This is a genomic window from Microbispora siamensis, from assembly GCF_016863095.1.
GTDB lineage: Bacteria > Actinomycetota > Actinomycetes > Streptosporangiales > Streptosporangiaceae > Microbispora > Microbispora siamensis.
The window spans coordinates 96,003-110,611 of the sequence record NZ_BOOF01000023.1; the positions used below are offsets into that span (position 1 = coordinate 96,003).

A 14,609-nucleotide genomic window follows, 5' to 3' on the forward strand; every position below is an offset into this window, starting at 1 on the left:
GTACTAGTACGATCGTAGTGAATGAGCAGGAGGTCTCATGAGGATCGTGGTGGTCGGCGCCGGGCTCGGAGGAGTGGCGGCCGCGGTGGGACTGCATCGCGCGGGCCACGAGGTGACACTCGTCGAACGGGCCGCCGAGCTGCGGGAAGCGGGCACCGGGATCGTGGTCATGCCCAACGGGCTGCGCGCGCTGGACGCGCTGGGGCTTGGTGAAGAGGTCCGCGGGCACGTCGTGCACACGACCCGCGGGGGATTACGGGACTGGCGCGGACGGCCGCTGCTGGTCACCGACCTTGGCCAGGCCCAGCAGGTGGTCCTGACCCCCGCCATGATCAACCGAGCGGAACTGCACCGAGCGCTGCGCGCCCCGCTGCCTCCCGGCCTGGTGCGGACCGCGACCTCGGTCGAGCGTCTGCAGCCCGACTCCACCGGGGTCACCGTGATCAGCGAAGGTGAGCCCGTCGCGAGAGCGGACGCCGTGATCGCGGCCGACGGCATCGGCAGCACGCTGCGCGCACAGCTCTTCCCCGGTCACCCCGGGCTGCGGCGCACCGGCCGGATGGACCTGCGCGGGATGTTGCCCCGCCCTCCCGGCATGGCACCGGACCTGCTCACCAGCCAGTTGGTCGACCGCCGCAGTGGGGCGATGTTCGGCCTGTTCCCGGTCGGGGAGGACCGCCTGTACTGGTTCACCGACTCCGTCCTGCACGGCACGCCGCCAGGCGCGGACGAGGCACGCCGGCAGATGCTGTCCCTGATGGCCGACTGGCACCCCCTCGTCACGGCACTGATCGAGGCCACCTCGCCCGACGACATCTACGTCGACCCGATCGCCCGCCTGGCCGAACCCTTGCCCTCGTTCGCGACCGGCAGGATCGCGCTCCTCGGCGACGCCGCGCACGCAATGTCACCCGACCTCGGCCAGGGCGCCAGCCAGGCATTCGAAGACGCCGCCGCGCTGACCCACCACCTGGCCGACGCGGAGCCGGCGGATGTCGCCCAGCGGCTCCTCCGCTACGACGCCGAGCGCAGACCCGGCGCCAACCGCATGATGCTGGCGGCGGCCCGGCAGTCGAGGCTGACCTCCCAGACCGGCATCGCCGCGTGGCTGCGCGACATGCTGCTGCGCGCCGTACCGTCCCGGCTGGCCACCCGGCAGCTTGCCGCCCTCTGGCAGGTTTAGACGAGCAAGTCCGGAGTGGCCCGGAGTCAGAAGGGGGCCTCCTCGGGACCGTTCGGCTGGGGCTCCTGGCGCTGGGCCATCGCGGCGGCCAGCTTGGCGCGGGCGCCCTGGAGCCATTCCTCGCAGATCGCCGCCAGCCGCTCTCCCCGCTCCCACAGCTCTATCGACTGCTCCAGCGTGAGCCCGCCGGTCTCCAGACGGCGCACCACCTCGGTCAGCTCCTCGCGGGCCTGCTCGTACGACGGGGTCTGCTTGTCCGACGGGGTCTGCTTGTCCGACGGGGTCTGCTTGTCCTCAGCCACGTCCCCACCTTAGAGGCCGCGACCGACACTCCGTGGCCTCTTAGGTGCTGTCCCATTTGGGCATAAATCGGATGGTTCGTCCGTTACTTAGATGTACTAACCATCTTCGGGGGCGATGATCGGGGGGTCATCTTCATGTGTGGAATCAGCGGCTGGGTGGACTACGGACGCGACCTTCGTCGCGAACGGGAGACCGTGCAGGCCATGACGGACACGATGGCGTGCCGGGGGCCCGACGCCGAGGGGATGTGGCTCGCTCCGCACGCCGCGTTCGGCCACCGGCGGCTGGCCATCATCGACATCGAGGGCGGGCGCCAGCCCATGACCGCCGACGCCGGCGACGTCGTCGCCGCGCTCACCTACAGCGGCGAGGTCTACAACTTCAGGGAACTGCGCGCGGAGCTGACCCGGCGCGGCCACCGGTTCCGGACCCAGAGCGACACCGAGGTCGTCCTGGAGGCGTACCTCGAATGGGGCGAGGACTTCGTCTCCCGCCTCAACGGCATGTACGCCTTCGCCATCTGGGACGCCCGCCGCGAGGAACTGCTGCTCGTGCGCGACCGTATGGGGATCAAGCCCCTGTACTACTACCCGACGCGGGATGGGGTGCTGTTCGGCTCCGAGCCCAAGGCCATCCTGGCCAACCCGCTCGCCGAGCGGGTGATCGACGCCGACGGCCTGCGCGAGATCCTGGCCTTCGTCAAGACGCCGGAGAGCGCCGTCTTCCGGGGGATGTACGAGGTGCGCCCCGGCCAGGTGGTGAAGGTGCGGCGCGAGGGTCTGAGCAAGCGCCGCTACTGGCGGCTGGAGGCCCGCGAGCACACCGACGACCTGCAGACGACCATCAGGACCGTGCGGGAGCTGCTCGACGACATCATCGAGCGGCAGCTCATCTCCGACGTGCCGCTGTGCACGCTGCTGTCCGGCGGTCTCGACTCCAGTGCCGTGACCGCGCTGGCGGCCCGCGCGCTCGCCGGCCAGGGCGGGGTGCGGTCGTTCTCCGTCGACTTCGCCGGCTACAGCGAGAACTTCCAGGCCGACGACATGCGCGACACCCCGGACACGCCGTACGTCCACGACGTCGTGCGGCACGTCGGCTCCGACCACACGGACATCGTGCTTGACTCCGCCGACCTCATGGACCCCGCCGTACGCGCGGCCGTCCTGCGGGCGCGGGACCTCCCGCTCGGCATCGGCGACATGGACACCTCGCTCTACCTGCTCTTCAAGGCGATCAGGGGGCACTCGACGGTGGCGCTGTCGGGGGAGTCCGCCGACGAGGTGTTCGGCGGCTACCGGTGGTTCCACGATCCCGAGGCGGTCAACTCCGGCACCTTCCCGTGGCTCGCCACCCACACCCAGACGGGCCTGTCCACCCGGGGCGAGTTCCTGAACGAGGAACTGCTGCGCAAGCTCGACATCCCCGCCTACCGCGCGGACAGCTACCAGCGGGCGCTGGCCGAGGTGCCCCGCGTGCCGGGGGAGACGGGGCTGCAGAAGCGGATGCGGGAGATCAGCTACCTGCACCTGACCCGGTTCGTGCAGATCCTGCTCGACCGCAAGGACCGCATGAGCATGGCCGTCGGCCTGGAGGTCCGGGTGCCGTTCTGCGACCACCGCCTGGTCGAGTACGTCTTCAACGCCCCCTGGGTCATGAAGACCTTCGACGGGCACGAGAAGAGCCTGCTGCGGGCGGCGACGGCCGACGTGCTGCCCCGTTCGGTGGTCGAGCGCCGCAAGGTGCCGTACCCCTCGACGCAGGACCCGGCGTACGAGCGTGCGCTGCGCGCGGAGGTGACCCGCGTGCTCGACGGAGCCCCGGCCATCGGCTGCCTGGTGGACGCGGGCAAGGTGCGCACGATGCTCGACCAGCCCATGGGCGCGGTCAGCCTGCAGGGCGCCCGGACGTCGCTGGAGGGCATCCTGCAGATGAACGCCTGGCTGGGCGCCTACGACGTCCGCCTCGCCATCTGACCTCGCCGCGACCCGGTGCGCCCGGGTCACGCGTCCTGGGCGGTCACCGTCACGCGGTCGTCGGAGAAGCGGATCGTGAGCTCGTCGCCCGGCTTGACGTCCGCCGCCAGGCGGACGACCTCTCCGGAGGGACGCTGCGCGATGGCGTAGCCGCGCTCCAGCGTGGCGGCGGGGGACAGGGCCACGAGCCGGGCCCGGAGATGTTCCAGCGAGTCGGCCGAGCGGTCCAGGGACGCCGAAAGGCAGCGCCTGGACCGCTCGCGCAGCGCGTCGACCTGCTCGGCCCGCCGGTCGAGCTCACGGACGGGATCGGCGAGCGACGGCCGGGAGCGTATGGATTCGAGCCAGGAGATCTCGCGCTCGACCCAGCCCCGCAGCACCCGGCGGCCCCGGTCCCTGAGCTGGTGGACGAGCGTGAGCTGCTCGCCCACGTCGGGCACGACCTTCTTGGCCGCGTCCGTCGGGGTCGAGGCGCGCACGTCGGCCACGAGATCGAGCAGCGGGCTGTCCTGCTCGTGGCCGATCGCGCTCACCACCGGCGTACGGCAGGCCGCGACGGCCCGCACCAGCGACTCGTCGGAGAACGGCAGCAGGTCTTCGAGGGAGCCGCCGCCCCTGGCGATGATGATCACGTCGACCTCGCGGTCGGCGTCGAGCCTGCGCAGCGCCTCGGTCACCTCGCCCACGGCGTACGACCCCTGGACGGCGACCTGCTCCACCTTGAACCGGACGGCGGGCCAGCGGCGGCGGGAGTTCTCCAGCACGTCACGCTCCGCCGCCGAGTCGCGCCCGCAGATGAGCCCGACCGTGCCCGGCAGGAACGGCAGCCGCCTCTTCCTGTCGACGTTGAACAGGCCCTCGCCCGCGAGCACCTGGCGGAGCCGTTCGAGCCGGGCCAGCAGTTCGCCGATGCCGACCGGCCGGATCTCCAGGGCCGTGAACGCGAACGAGCCCTTGTTGACCCAGAAGTCCGGTTTGACGTGCATCACGACGCGCGCGCCGTCGACGGGACGCGGCACGCTCGCCTCGTACACCGCCCGCGCGCAGGTGATCCGCGCGGAGACGTTGGCCACGGGATCGCGCAGCGTCAGGAAGACGGTGCCGCCCCGGGCGGTCAGCTCGGTGATCTGCCCTTCGACCCAGACGGTGCCCAGCTTGCCGATCCACTGGGCGACCATCTGCAGCACCGACCTGATCGGCAGCGGCGCCTCAGGGGACGTCTTCGCGCTCAAATGCCCTCCTCGCCTGGCCCGGCTCGCACCTGCAGGCTAGCCGCACCGTCCGACAATCCACAGGCGACCGGGCGGAGGGCGCCGTCACCCGCCCGGCGTATGGCCGGGCGGGCGCGGCTCGGGATCAGGACTCGGACTGGAGCTTGGACAGCCGGTTCTGGAACATCCGGACCACCTCGGGGCGGTTCAGGTGCGCCTGCTCGTAGTCCAGCAGCGCGTGCACCTGCTCGGCCGACTTGCCGCGCATCCGCGCCCGCAGCGACGCCACGGAGAGGTTCGCGTAGCCCGGCATCGGCTCCGCCGTCTCGGCGGTCGTCTCCTCGGCCGCCGGCTGCTCCACGGGCTGCTCCACCGGCGCCTCGGCAGGGCTTTCCGGCGCCTGAGCGGCGGCGGTGGTCTTCCTGCGGGTCCTGGTGGCCTTCGGCGCGGCGGTGGCCGTGCTCTCGGCGCCGCTCTCGGTGGTTCCGGTCGCGGCCTCGGCGGTTTCGGCGGCGGCCTTGCGACGGGTGCGCGGCTTCTTGGCCTCGGCGGGTGCGGCCTCTTCCGTGGTCGCGGCCTCGGTGGTCTCGACGGCCTGGGTTTCGGCGGCCTCGGTGGTTTCGGTGGTGGCCTTGCGGCGGGTGCGCGGCTTCTTGGGCGCGGCGGTCCGGTCCGCGACCTCGGCGACGGCCGGGGGTTCGGCCTCGCTCACGGCCTCCACGGCCTCCGCGGGCTCGGCGGCGGGCGCGGCCTCGGGCTTCGGCTCGCTCACGGCCTCCGCAGGCTCGGCGGCCTCCGCAGGCTCAGCGGGCGCGGCCTCGGCCGGGGCCGTCTCCGCCGCCGGTGCTTCCGCGGCCGGCGTCTCCGGGGCCGGCGCCTCGGTCGTCACCGCCTCGGCCTGCTCGGCCTTGCTCGGGCGAGGGGCGAAGATGACGGGCTCCCGGCGCGCGGGGCGCTCCCCGGCTGCCTGCTCGGCTGCCTGCTCGGCCCGCGGCGCCTCGGCGGTCTCGGGGCGTTCGCCGTCCTGTGCCTCGCCACCGGCGAAGCGCTCCTTGATGGTGGTCTTGATCTTGTCACCGACCAGCAGTGCCTGTCCGACCCCGTTGAGAGCGGTCTGAAGTACGAAGACCGGCAAATCACGCAGAGGTTTCGTTATTGCCTTAAGGACGGACATATTGGCTCCCGGGGAGATGCGTATCTGGTACCCCCAGTCTTGCAAGACCAGGGTCAAGAGGCGGCTCGCGTTCCACATAGCATAGGAACATGGACGTGCAGACCTCAGCGACCCGCCGTGTCCTGGTCGCCAAGCCCCGCGGCTACTGCGCGGGTGTCGACCGAGCGGTGCAGGCGGTCGAGCGGGCGCTGGAGCAGTATGGCGCGCCCATCTACGTGCGCAAGCAGATCGTGCACAACACCCACGTCGTGAAGACGCTGGAGGAGCGCGGCGCCGTCTTCGTGGAGGAGACCGAGGAGGTCCCCGAGGGCGCCATCGTCGTCTTCTCCGCTCACGGCGTCTCGCCCGCCGTGCACGAGGAGGCCGCGAGCCGCAGTCTCCGGACGATCGACGCGACGTGCCCGCTGGTGACCAAGGTGCACAACGAGGCCAAGAGGTTCGCGGCCAAGGACTACGACATCCTGCTCATCGGGCACGAGGGGCACGAGGAGGTCGAGGGCACCGCCGGTGAGGCGCCCGAGCACATCCAGCTCGTGGACGGGCTCGACGGCGTCGACGGCGTGTCCGTACGGGACCCGGAGAAGGTGGTCTGGCTCTCCCAGACGACCCTGTCGGTGGACGAGACCACCGAGACGGTCGCCCGGCTGCGGTCGCGGTTCCCGAACCTCATCGACCCGCCGAGCGACGACATCTGCTACGCCACCTCCAACAGGCAGACGGCCGTCAAGCAGATCGCCGCCGAGTCGGACCTGGTCATCGTCGTCGGTTCCGCCAACTCCTCCAACTCCAAGCGGCTGGTCGAGGTCGCCAAGGACTACGGCGCCGCCGCGTCCTACCTCGTCGACGACGCCTCGTTCGTACGGGACGAGTGGCTGGAGGGCGTGCGCACGGTCGGCCTGACCAGCGGCGCCTCCGTCCCGGAGGAACTCGTGCGGGGCGTGCTCGCCAAGCTGGCCGACCACGGTTTCACCGAGGTCGAGGAGGTCGAGTCGGTGCAGGAGAGCATGCGGTTCGCCCTGCCCCACGAACTCCGCAAGGACCTCCGTGCAGTCTGATCGGAATCCGGGTTACTCGTCGGCGGCCCTGCCGTACACGCGGGGCTCGAAGTAGCCCTCGGGCTCCGGGTCGAACGTGCGGACGCGGCCACGGCGCGAACGGGAGCGGGAGGCGGGCGTCGGCGCGGGTGCCGGCGCGCCGCGCAACTCCTTCAGGTTGGCGGGCAGGCCGCGCACCCAGGCGATCCCCAGCGCCAGTGCGGACCCGAGGAACAGCCACGGCGCGCTGGACGACAGCGCGGTGAACATGCCGAGCCCGAACGTCTGGAGCATCGAAGCGGACCTGAGCGCCCGCACGAGTTCCACCAGCAGTGCCGCGACGAAGAAGACCAGCGGAGGCGTCACCACCAGCGGCAGCAGGTCCCGGGGACGCACCAGCAGGGCCGCCGCGAGGCAACCGGCCACGAACGCGGGCCCGGGCAGGAACGGCATGCCCACCACGGTGATCACGAAGAGCATGACGATCGCCCCCCGAGCGGTCAGCCGCAGCCCCGCTCGACCGGTGCCTGTCATCGGGCCCCCCTTACGACAAGTCTCGGGTCAATTTACCGTTCTGACGATGCGGGGGAGGGGGGCTTACCCGCTCTTCACCTTCGAGTTCGGGGATGGCGACCGGACGGGGGACCTCCTCGACCGCCGACGGGGCGTCGAGCGAGTAGTCCACGAGACCGAGGTCGTTCATTCTCCGCGCGCTGACCAGGACCCGGCTCTCCAGCGAGCCGACCGTCTGGTTGTACGCGGTGACCGCTCTCGTGAGCGCCTTGCCCAGGCCGTCCACGTGCCGTCCGAGGCCGCCGAGCCGCTCGTACAGTTCCTTGCCGAGATCGAAGACGGCCTTGGCGTTCTCGCTGACCGCGGTCTGTTGCCAGGCGTACTGCGCGGTGCGGAGCATCGTGACGAGCGTCGTGGGAGTGGCGATGTGGACGCGCCTGCGCATCGCGTACTCCAGAAGCCCGGGGTCGCGCTCCAGAGCGGGCGCGAGGAACGCCTCGCCGGGGATGAACAGGACCACGAACTCGGGCGACGGGTTGAACGCCTGCCAGTAGGACTTGGCGGCTAACCGGTCCACGTGCTCGCGCACGTGCCGCGCGTGGGCGTCCAGCCGGGCCGAGGCGAACTCGGGATCGGCGGCCTCGGCCGCCTCCAGGTAGGCCGCGAGCGAGACCTTCGCGTCCACGACGACGTTCTTGCCGCCGCTGAGCCGTACGACCATGTCGGGCCGGACCACGCCGTCGCGGGTGACGGCGCTCACCTGCTCGTCGAAGTCGCAGAAGCGGGCCATCCCGGCGATCTCCGCCACCCGGCGCAGCTGCAGCTCCCCCCAGCGTCCCCGGGCCTCCGGCCGCTGGAGCGCCCGCACCAGCGCGTCCGTCTGGGCCTTGAGCCGATCGGAGCTCTCCCGTACGAAGTCCATCTGCTTGCTCAGCTCGGCGCGGGCGGCGCGGGCGCCCGACTCGCTCTCCCTGAGCTGGCTCTCCACCTTGGCGAGCGTCTCCCGCAGCGGCGCGACCAGGTTCTCGACCGCCTGCCTGCGCTGGTCGAGGTCCCCGGCCGCCTCGGCCCTCGTGGTGTTCAGCCGGTTCTCGGCGAGTTCGAGGAAGCGCAGGTTGGCCACGTCGAGGGCGTGCGCGGAGATGGCCTGGAACCGCTCGGTGAGCTGGTTCTCCATGTAGGCCACCTTGTCCTCGGCCGCCCGCGTCCGCGCCTCGGCCTCGGCCACCCTGGCGGCCGCCTGGGCGGTGCGGCCGGCGGTCCGCATCCCGGCCAGCGCCGCGCCGACCACCACGCCGATCACCAGTCCCAATGCGAGAGCCACGACATCCACGGTCTGGATGATTTCAGGCATTGGCGTGCCAAACAGGGAGGCGCGCCCGGGAGCGGGCCGAGCCGCCGATGTCCGGCGCACCCCCCGAGGCCCCTAAACTCGTGGTACGTGAGCCTGAGCATCGGCATCGTCGGCCTGCCCAACGTCGGCAAGTCCACGCTTTTCAACGCCCTGACCAAGAGCGGGAACGCCCTGGCGGCCAACTACCCGTTCGCCACGATCGAGCCGAACGTGGGCATCGTCGGCGTGCCGGACTCCCGTCTGGACAAGCTGGCGGAGATCTACAACTCCGCGCGCGTCCTCCCGGCCAAGGTCGAGTTCGTCGACATCGCGGGCCTGGTGAAGGGCGCGTCGGAGGGCCAGGGCAGGGGCAACCAGTTCCTCGCCAACATCCGCGAGACCGACGCGATCTGCCAGGTCATCCGGGTCTTCTCCGACCCCGACGTCACGCACGTGGACGGCGAGGTCGCGCCGGAGCGCGACATCGAGACGATCAACACCGAACTGATCCTCGCCGACCTGCAGACGATCGAGAAGGCGCTGCCCCGCCTGCAGAAGGAGGCGCGCAACAACAAGGACCGCAAGGTCCTCCTGGAGGCCGCCGAGGCCGCGGCGAAGCTGCTCGACACCGGCACGACCCTGTACGCCGGGGGCAAGGCCGCCGGGATCGACCTCGCCGACCTGCGCGAGCTCCACCTCCTCACGGCCAAGCCGTTCCTGTACGTCTTCAACCTCGACGCCGACGAGCTGACCGACGCCGACCTGCGGGCCAAGCTCTCGGCGATCGTGGCGCCGGCGGAGGCCGTGTTCCTCGACGCCAAGATCGAGTCCGAGCTGGTGGAGCTGCCCGACGACGAGGCGCTGGAGCTGCTGCAGTCGGTCGGCCAGGAGGAGTCGGGCCTCTCCCAGCTCGCCCGGGTCGGCTTCGAGACGCTGGGCCTGCAGACGTACCTGACGGCCGGGCCCAAGGAGGCCCGGGCCTGGACGATCCGCAAGGGCGCGACCGCTCCCGAGGCCGCCGGGGTCATCCACACCGACTTCCAGCGCGGTTTCATCAAGGCCGAGGTCATCTCGTTCGACGACCTGGTGGAGGCGGGTTCAATGACCGCCGCCAGGGCGGCGGGCAAGGCTCGCATCGAGGGCAAGGACTACGTGATGCGCGACGGCGACGTCGTGGAGTTCCGCTTCAACGTCTGAACGTCAGGCGAGGTCGCGGTAGTAGTAGAACATCGGCTCGGCCGCCCCGGGCTCGCTGTTGGCGAAGCCGTGCGCCTCGTAGAAGCGGCGGGTGTCGGTGTCCTCGCCGTCGACGTTGATCTCGAGCGTCTCCGCGCCGCGTTCCCGTGCGAGGCGGCACGCCTCTTCCAGCAGGGCGTGCCCGAACCGCTGTCCGCGCATGTCGGGCCGTACGTACAGCTCGTCCAGGATCACGGCCGGACCCTCCTGCCACACGTTGGGCCGGAAGGACAGGACCGCGACGCCGACGGCCGGTTCGCCGGTGAGAAGGGCGACGAGGCGGTCACCGGCGACCAGCCGGCGGAGGCGTGCCGTGAGCACGTCCGTTCCCGGTGACGGAGCGTCGAACTCCCGGTTGAAAGCGTCCAGCAACTCCGCGACGACAGCGGCGTCGGACGTCGTCGCCTGCCGTACCAGATGCTCTTGCTGTGGTATGGCCACCTCTGCAACCTTCCTGCTCTGCCCGGCGGACTGCACGCTATTTTCGAGCATCCGGGGAAGAGGCGGTGACCATTCCCGCCCCGGCCGCGTCTGGTCTGTTGTGACAGACACAAGAACGCGGGGGGCATCATCATCGAGGAGCTGTACCGCGAGCACTGGGCGCTCGTGTGCGGGTTCCTGTTACGCCGCACCCGCGATCCCCACCTCGCCGAGGACCTGGCCCAGGAGACGTTCGTCAAGGCGACCAGGGCGCTGCTCGGCTGGCGCGGCGGGAACCCGGCCGCGTGGCTGCTCACCATCGCCCGCAACGTCCTGGTCGACCACGTCCGGCGCCACCGCCGGGAGCTGGGCCTGCCCCACCCCGACGAGCTCGGCGTGCCCCCGCTGCACATCGAGTCGCTGGCCGTACGCGACGTCCTCGACCGGCTGCCCGAGGAGCACCGCAGGCTGCTCACCCTGGTCTACTTCGAGGGGTTCTCACTGGTCGAGGTGGCCGCGATGACCGGCAAGAAGCACACCACTGTCAAGACGGCCGTGTGGCGGGCCAGAGCGGCCTTCGCCGATCTCTACGGAGGTCCTCATGACTGACGACGATCTGCCGCTGCCGATGCCCGACTTCGATCCCAAGGCGACGCGCCGGGCCGTCCGGCGGGGAGTCGCCCGCACTGCGATCACGGTGCTGGCGGCACTGCTCATCCTCGTTCTGGCGGCGACGGTGGGCTCCGGCGTGGTCCAGCGGCGCGGTGACCGGGAACAGCGCATGACCGACGTACTGGGCACCGCTTTCAAGATCTACAACCCCGCCTACGACATCGAAATCCGGGAGCGGGGTGCCACCACACCGCTGTCGATGTCGTTCACCGTGGCCGCCAGGCCCATGCGGGCCGTCGGGGGTTTCGTCGAGGGGTACGGCGGCGTCGAGCACGTCGTCACCCAGGACTTCTTCGGCCACGTGGGCAGGCTGCCGCTCGGCAACTACGCCGGCACCACGCTGAGCATGGCGCTGATGAACGTGGGGACGGGCAACCAGCCCAAGGAGGACAGCCGCAAGGTGCTGGCCAGGCTCCCGGAGGGGCTCAACGCGCTGGCGGTGGTCGAGTTCGCCAAGCCGCTCACCACCGATGAGCTGGTCGCCTTCACCGCCACGTACAAGTCGCATGCCGACAAGGTGGTCTTCGAGCGGCGTCCCAGGTCGATCCCCATCACCTGGGGAGGGCCGACGATGTGGGACAGGGCCCCGATGCCGGGAGAGCCCGACGAGCCGATCACGTCGGACCTCGCGAACTTCCGCCGTTGGGTCGGCATCCTCAAGGACTACGACGACGACAACCTGCACGACTTCGATCTGAGTCTGGCCCGGCTGCGCAAGGCCGCGAACGACGGCCTGGCCTACGCCTACGTCGACCCGTTCACGACGATCGGGGAGCTGCGGAAGATCATCGAGGATCCGCTGGTCCGGACGGTCCGCGTCGCGGACGTCACCTACGACCTCGAACGGCCCTGAGACGGCCGGGACCCCGGCGATCACGGCGGACAATCCCAGGCTGCTCTGCCGTACAAGGGGCCGCAAACCGCCTGACCGGCATCACCAGCCGCAGCCCTCCCTCCGGTCAGATCCTCCATGGCCAGCGGAAACGCTTGGGCCAACTGCCCTAGACGCATTCGTGAGGCTCGTTGAAGCATCGAGATGAGGCCGTTTGGCGCATAGTCGCCGTATGAATCCCTTTTCGTGACAAATCTCTCCGGTGCCGTAATCCGGCATGGCGGAAGGGGAGGCGGCCGAATTCGGGCACCGGGAAAAGCCCAGGTGGCCTGACCTGGCGAGGCCCGATCGGGCCCAAGGAGGGACTATGCATCGGAAATCCACACAGCCGGCTCTCGCGGCGATTTTCGCCTCGACGCTCACGGCAGGCGCGGTCGCGCTGCTCGGCGGCACCGCCTCCGCGGCCACCGGCGCTCCGGGAGCGGCGTGGGCGCCGCAGGCGAGCGAGCCCGGCGGTTCGGTGCGCGCGACGTCGTACACGACCATCCGCGAGCCGCTGCTGGCGACCGAGGACCTACCCCTGGCGGGTTTGGTCACCGGGCTGGTCACGGAGGCGGAGTTCCCGGCCGCGGGTGCGCCGATGGAGCAGTCGGCGGAGGAGGCCCGGCAGAGCATCAGGGACGAGGCGAGCCGCGCCACACAGCAGATCATGCGGGACGCGGCGAGCGCGCAGCAGCGCATCGAGCAGATGTCCCAGAGCGCGCAGCAGCGGGTGTCGGAGCAGGCGCAGTCACAGTCGCAGTCGTCGGCGAGTCAGTCGCAGAGCTCCTCGCTGCCGGAGAGCGCTCCGGGTAGCGCTCTGGGCAGTGCTCCGGAGAGCGTCCCGCCCGCGATCTCGGGTCCGGAGAGCGTCCCGCCGGCGGGCATCCCGCCGGCTTCGAGTGAGTCGTCCTCCTCGTCCTCCTCCGAGGCGTGCCAGTGAGGGCGCGGGCGTAGTTCGCGACACGACGGCCCCGCTCCGCGCGGGGCCGTCCGATGTCCGGCGGCGGGGGACCGGGGCGGAGCGCACGGTCGCTTTCGTTATGCCTGCGAGCTGCGAAGACAGCAATAGGTGGCGCTTAGGTAATCGATGCCCCCGCTGGCCAGGCGTAACGTGCTTTTCCGCGGAGTGGATAGCTGTGGGGCGTCTCTACGGGATGTAGACCCGGTTTGCTCGGTCGCGGCGATGCTTGCACCATGGGCGTGGCTTACCTGGAAGAATTGGCGAGACCGCTAGGGTGAATACTTCAATGCGGTTAACCGGATCGAGAGCAAGAGGAAACCGCGCCAGCCGGAGGGATCGGCGCGAGCGGAGGCGTGATGGCTCGCAGGTCAGACGTCCAGCAGGATCCTCGGATCGCTGGCGACCCTGACCCGTACCCACTGGAAGGCTTCGAGGCGGCGAGTGCCGCGCACGGCACGGCCCCCCGCCGCAGAGGCTGGAGCGGCGGTGGCGGCCGCTGGCTCGTCTGGACCGGCCGGGTCATCCTCTGGGCACTGATCGTCGTCATCGTGGTCAACGGCGTCCGCGCCCCGTTCGAACGGCTGACGCAGGACGACCCTGCCGGTGTGACCCCCACCGGCACGGCCACGTCCGGGTTCCCGGCGACCGAGGCCGCGGCCTTCGCCAACCAGTTCGCGGCGGTCTACCTCAACTACGACGCGGCCAACCCCCAGCAGCGCGCGGAACGGCTGAAGTCGTTCCTGCCGGAAGGCGCCGACGAGCAGTTCGGCTGGAACGGCTACGGCCGCATGTCGGCGGGGGCCTTCCAGTTCGCCGGGATCGACGTGGTCGACGACCACAACGCCCGTGTGACCGTGACGTACCAGTCCGGGGGCAGCCGGGGTCTGCTGTCCGTGCCGGTCTACTACGACAACGGCAGGTTCGTGGTCTCCGCCCAGCCGGCTCTGCTGCCCGCGCCGGGCCCGGCGGGCCTGCCGCAGCTTCCCGACCCCGACCGCGACTCCGCCACCGAGGCCGAACTGCGTCCCCAGCTCGAAGGCTTCTTCAAGGCGTACGCCGCGGGCAACCAGGTCGACCTCCAGCGGTACGTCACGAGCGGGGTGACCGTCAACGGGTTCAACGGCGAGTTCACTCTTGCCGAGTTGAAGGACGTGGTGGTTCCGCCGGGCGGCGCCGACAGCAGGAAGGTCACGGCGGTGGTCGTGTGGGCGGTGGCGTCCGGACAGTCGACGGCGGTGGCGAGCCCGTCGCAGGATCCGGCGGCGCAGCCGGCCGGTCTCGAGCAGGCCTATCAGTTGACGATCGAAAAGCAGGGCGGCAAGTGGTTCGTCAGGGACATCCAGGGTGCGAACCGGTCCGTGGGGTAGCGCATGCCCGGCAAAGACATCGCTGATCCATACCCCCGGGAGGGCGAGAGTTGATACTGAAGACCATCGCGGACCACGTCCTTGATCTGGCAGCGCCGTCACCGGCGCCGACGACGGGCATCAACACCGAAGGTCTCGCCGACTTCCTCCGGAAGTTCTTCGCTCCGCTCTTCCTCGCGGTCGTCTCCGTCGTGGCGATCTTCTTCCTCTTCACCCGCGAGATCACCAGGTTCGTCCAGTTCATCATCCTGGCGATCGCGATCGGAGTGATCTTCTACGTTCCCAACATCATCGAGGTGACGGCGAAGGCGATCGCGGGCGCGCTCGGCATCAAGTGATCGGGCGGAGAGGAGGT

The 14,609-nt window shown here is 70.4% G+C and carries 15 protein-coding genes; 9 read left to right on the forward strand and 6 right to left on the reverse strand.

Annotation, left to right across the window (positions count from 1 at the left end):
* Positions 1-37: 37 nt before the first annotated feature.
* Positions 38-1,183 carry an FAD-dependent oxidoreductase gene (locus tag Msi02_RS19945; protein ID WP_204049737.1) on the forward strand — a complete coding sequence of 382 codons (1,146 nt, stop codon included), beginning with the start codon at positions 38-40 and terminating at the stop codon, positions 1,181-1,183.
* A gap of 26 nt (positions 1,184-1,209) precedes the next feature.
* Here Msi02_RS19945 and Msi02_RS19950 read toward each other — a convergent pair whose 3' ends face one another.
* Positions 1,210-1,485, reverse strand: a complete 276-nt coding sequence (locus Msi02_RS19950) for an exodeoxyribonuclease VII small subunit (RefSeq protein WP_204049738.1) — start codon at positions 1,483-1,485, stop codon at positions 1,210-1,212.
* 135 nt (positions 1,486-1,620) lie between these two features.
* On the opposite strand from Msi02_RS19950, the gene asnB reads away from it, so the two are divergent.
* Entirely contained in the window at positions 1,621-3,459 is a 1,839-nt protein-coding gene (asnB, locus tag Msi02_RS19955) for an asparagine synthase (glutamine-hydrolyzing) (RefSeq protein WP_204049739.1), read from the forward strand.
* A 26-nt stretch (positions 3,460-3,485) separates the two neighbouring features.
* On the opposite strand, the gene xseA is transcribed toward asnB, so the two are convergent.
* Entirely contained in the window at positions 3,486-4,691 is a 1,206-nt protein-coding gene (gene xseA / locus Msi02_RS19960) for an exodeoxyribonuclease VII large subunit (RefSeq protein ID WP_204049740.1), read from the reverse strand.
* Between the two features lie 124 nt (positions 4,692-4,815).
* On the reverse strand, positions 4,816-5,805 hold the full coding sequence (locus Msi02_RS19965) for a DUF8129 domain-containing protein (RefSeq protein ID WP_204049741.1): 990 nt from the start codon (positions 5,803-5,805) through the stop codon (positions 4,816-4,818).
* 128 nt (positions 5,806-5,933) lie between these two features.
* Here Msi02_RS19965 and Msi02_RS19970 point away from each other — a divergent pair, with 128 nt between their 5' ends.
* Entirely contained in the window at positions 5,934-6,899 is a 966-nt protein-coding gene (locus Msi02_RS19970; protein WP_204049742.1) for a 4-hydroxy-3-methylbut-2-enyl diphosphate reductase, read from the forward strand.
* A gap of 12 nt (positions 6,900-6,911) precedes the next feature.
* On the opposite strand, the gene Msi02_RS19975 is transcribed toward Msi02_RS19970, so the two are convergent.
* Together Msi02_RS19975 and Msi02_RS19980 are read right to left on the reverse strand one after the other, a co-directional pair.
* Entirely contained in the window at positions 6,912-7,412 is a 501-nt protein-coding gene (locus Msi02_RS19975) for a DUF6542 domain-containing protein (RefSeq protein ID WP_204049743.1), read from the reverse strand.
* A 10-nt stretch (positions 7,413-7,422) separates the two neighbouring features.
* Complete coding sequence (locus Msi02_RS19980; protein ID WP_204049744.1) at positions 7,423-8,724, reverse strand: DNA recombination protein RmuC; 1,302 nt, start codon at positions 8,722-8,724, stop codon at positions 7,423-7,425.
* A gap of 108 nt (positions 8,725-8,832) precedes the next feature.
* Between Msi02_RS19980 and ychF the strand changes: the two genes are divergently transcribed.
* Complete coding sequence (gene ychF, locus Msi02_RS19985) at positions 8,833-9,921, forward strand: redox-regulated ATPase YchF (RefSeq protein ID WP_079316685.1); 1,089 nt, start codon at positions 8,833-8,835, stop codon at positions 9,919-9,921.
* Between the two features lie 3 nt (positions 9,922-9,924).
* Here the strand turns inward: ychF and Msi02_RS19990 are convergent, their stop codons facing one another.
* The gene (locus Msi02_RS19990) at positions 9,925-10,401 is read right to left on the reverse strand and encodes a GNAT family N-acetyltransferase (RefSeq protein WP_204049745.1); all 477 of its coding nucleotides are present in this window, start codon (positions 10,399-10,401) and stop codon (positions 9,925-9,927) included.
* Positions 10,402-10,542: 141 nt separating this feature from the next.
* On the opposite strand from Msi02_RS19990, the gene Msi02_RS19995 reads away from it, so the two are divergent.
* From Msi02_RS19995 to Msi02_RS20015, 5 genes are all read left to right on the forward strand, one after another.
* Positions 10,543-10,989 (forward strand): RNA polymerase sigma factor, encoded by a 447-nt coding sequence (locus Msi02_RS19995; RefSeq protein WP_275414156.1) that lies wholly within the window; start codon positions 10,543-10,545, stop codon positions 10,987-10,989.
* Positions 10,982-11,905: a hypothetical protein gene (locus Msi02_RS20000; RefSeq protein ID WP_204049747.1), complete on the forward strand. Its 924-nt coding sequence runs from the start codon at positions 10,982-10,984 to the stop codon at positions 11,903-11,905. The genes Msi02_RS19995 and Msi02_RS20000 overlap by 8 nt, the downstream gene beginning before the upstream one ends.
* A gap of 346 nt (positions 11,906-12,251) precedes the next feature.
* Positions 12,252-12,866, forward strand: coding sequence for a hypothetical protein (locus tag Msi02_RS20005; protein ID WP_204049748.1), 615 nt, complete (start codon positions 12,252-12,254; stop codon positions 12,864-12,866).
* A 377-nt stretch (positions 12,867-13,243) separates the two neighbouring features.
* A complete protein-coding gene (locus tag Msi02_RS20010; protein WP_204049749.1) occupies positions 13,244-14,254 on the forward strand; it encodes a conjugal transfer protein in 1,011 nt (336 codons plus the stop codon).
* Positions 14,255-14,304: 50 nt separating this feature from the next.
* A complete protein-coding gene (locus Msi02_RS20015) occupies positions 14,305-14,592 on the forward strand; it encodes a hypothetical protein (protein WP_139577384.1) in 288 nt (95 codons plus the stop codon).
* The last annotated feature ends 17 nt before the right edge of the window (positions 14,593-14,609 follow it).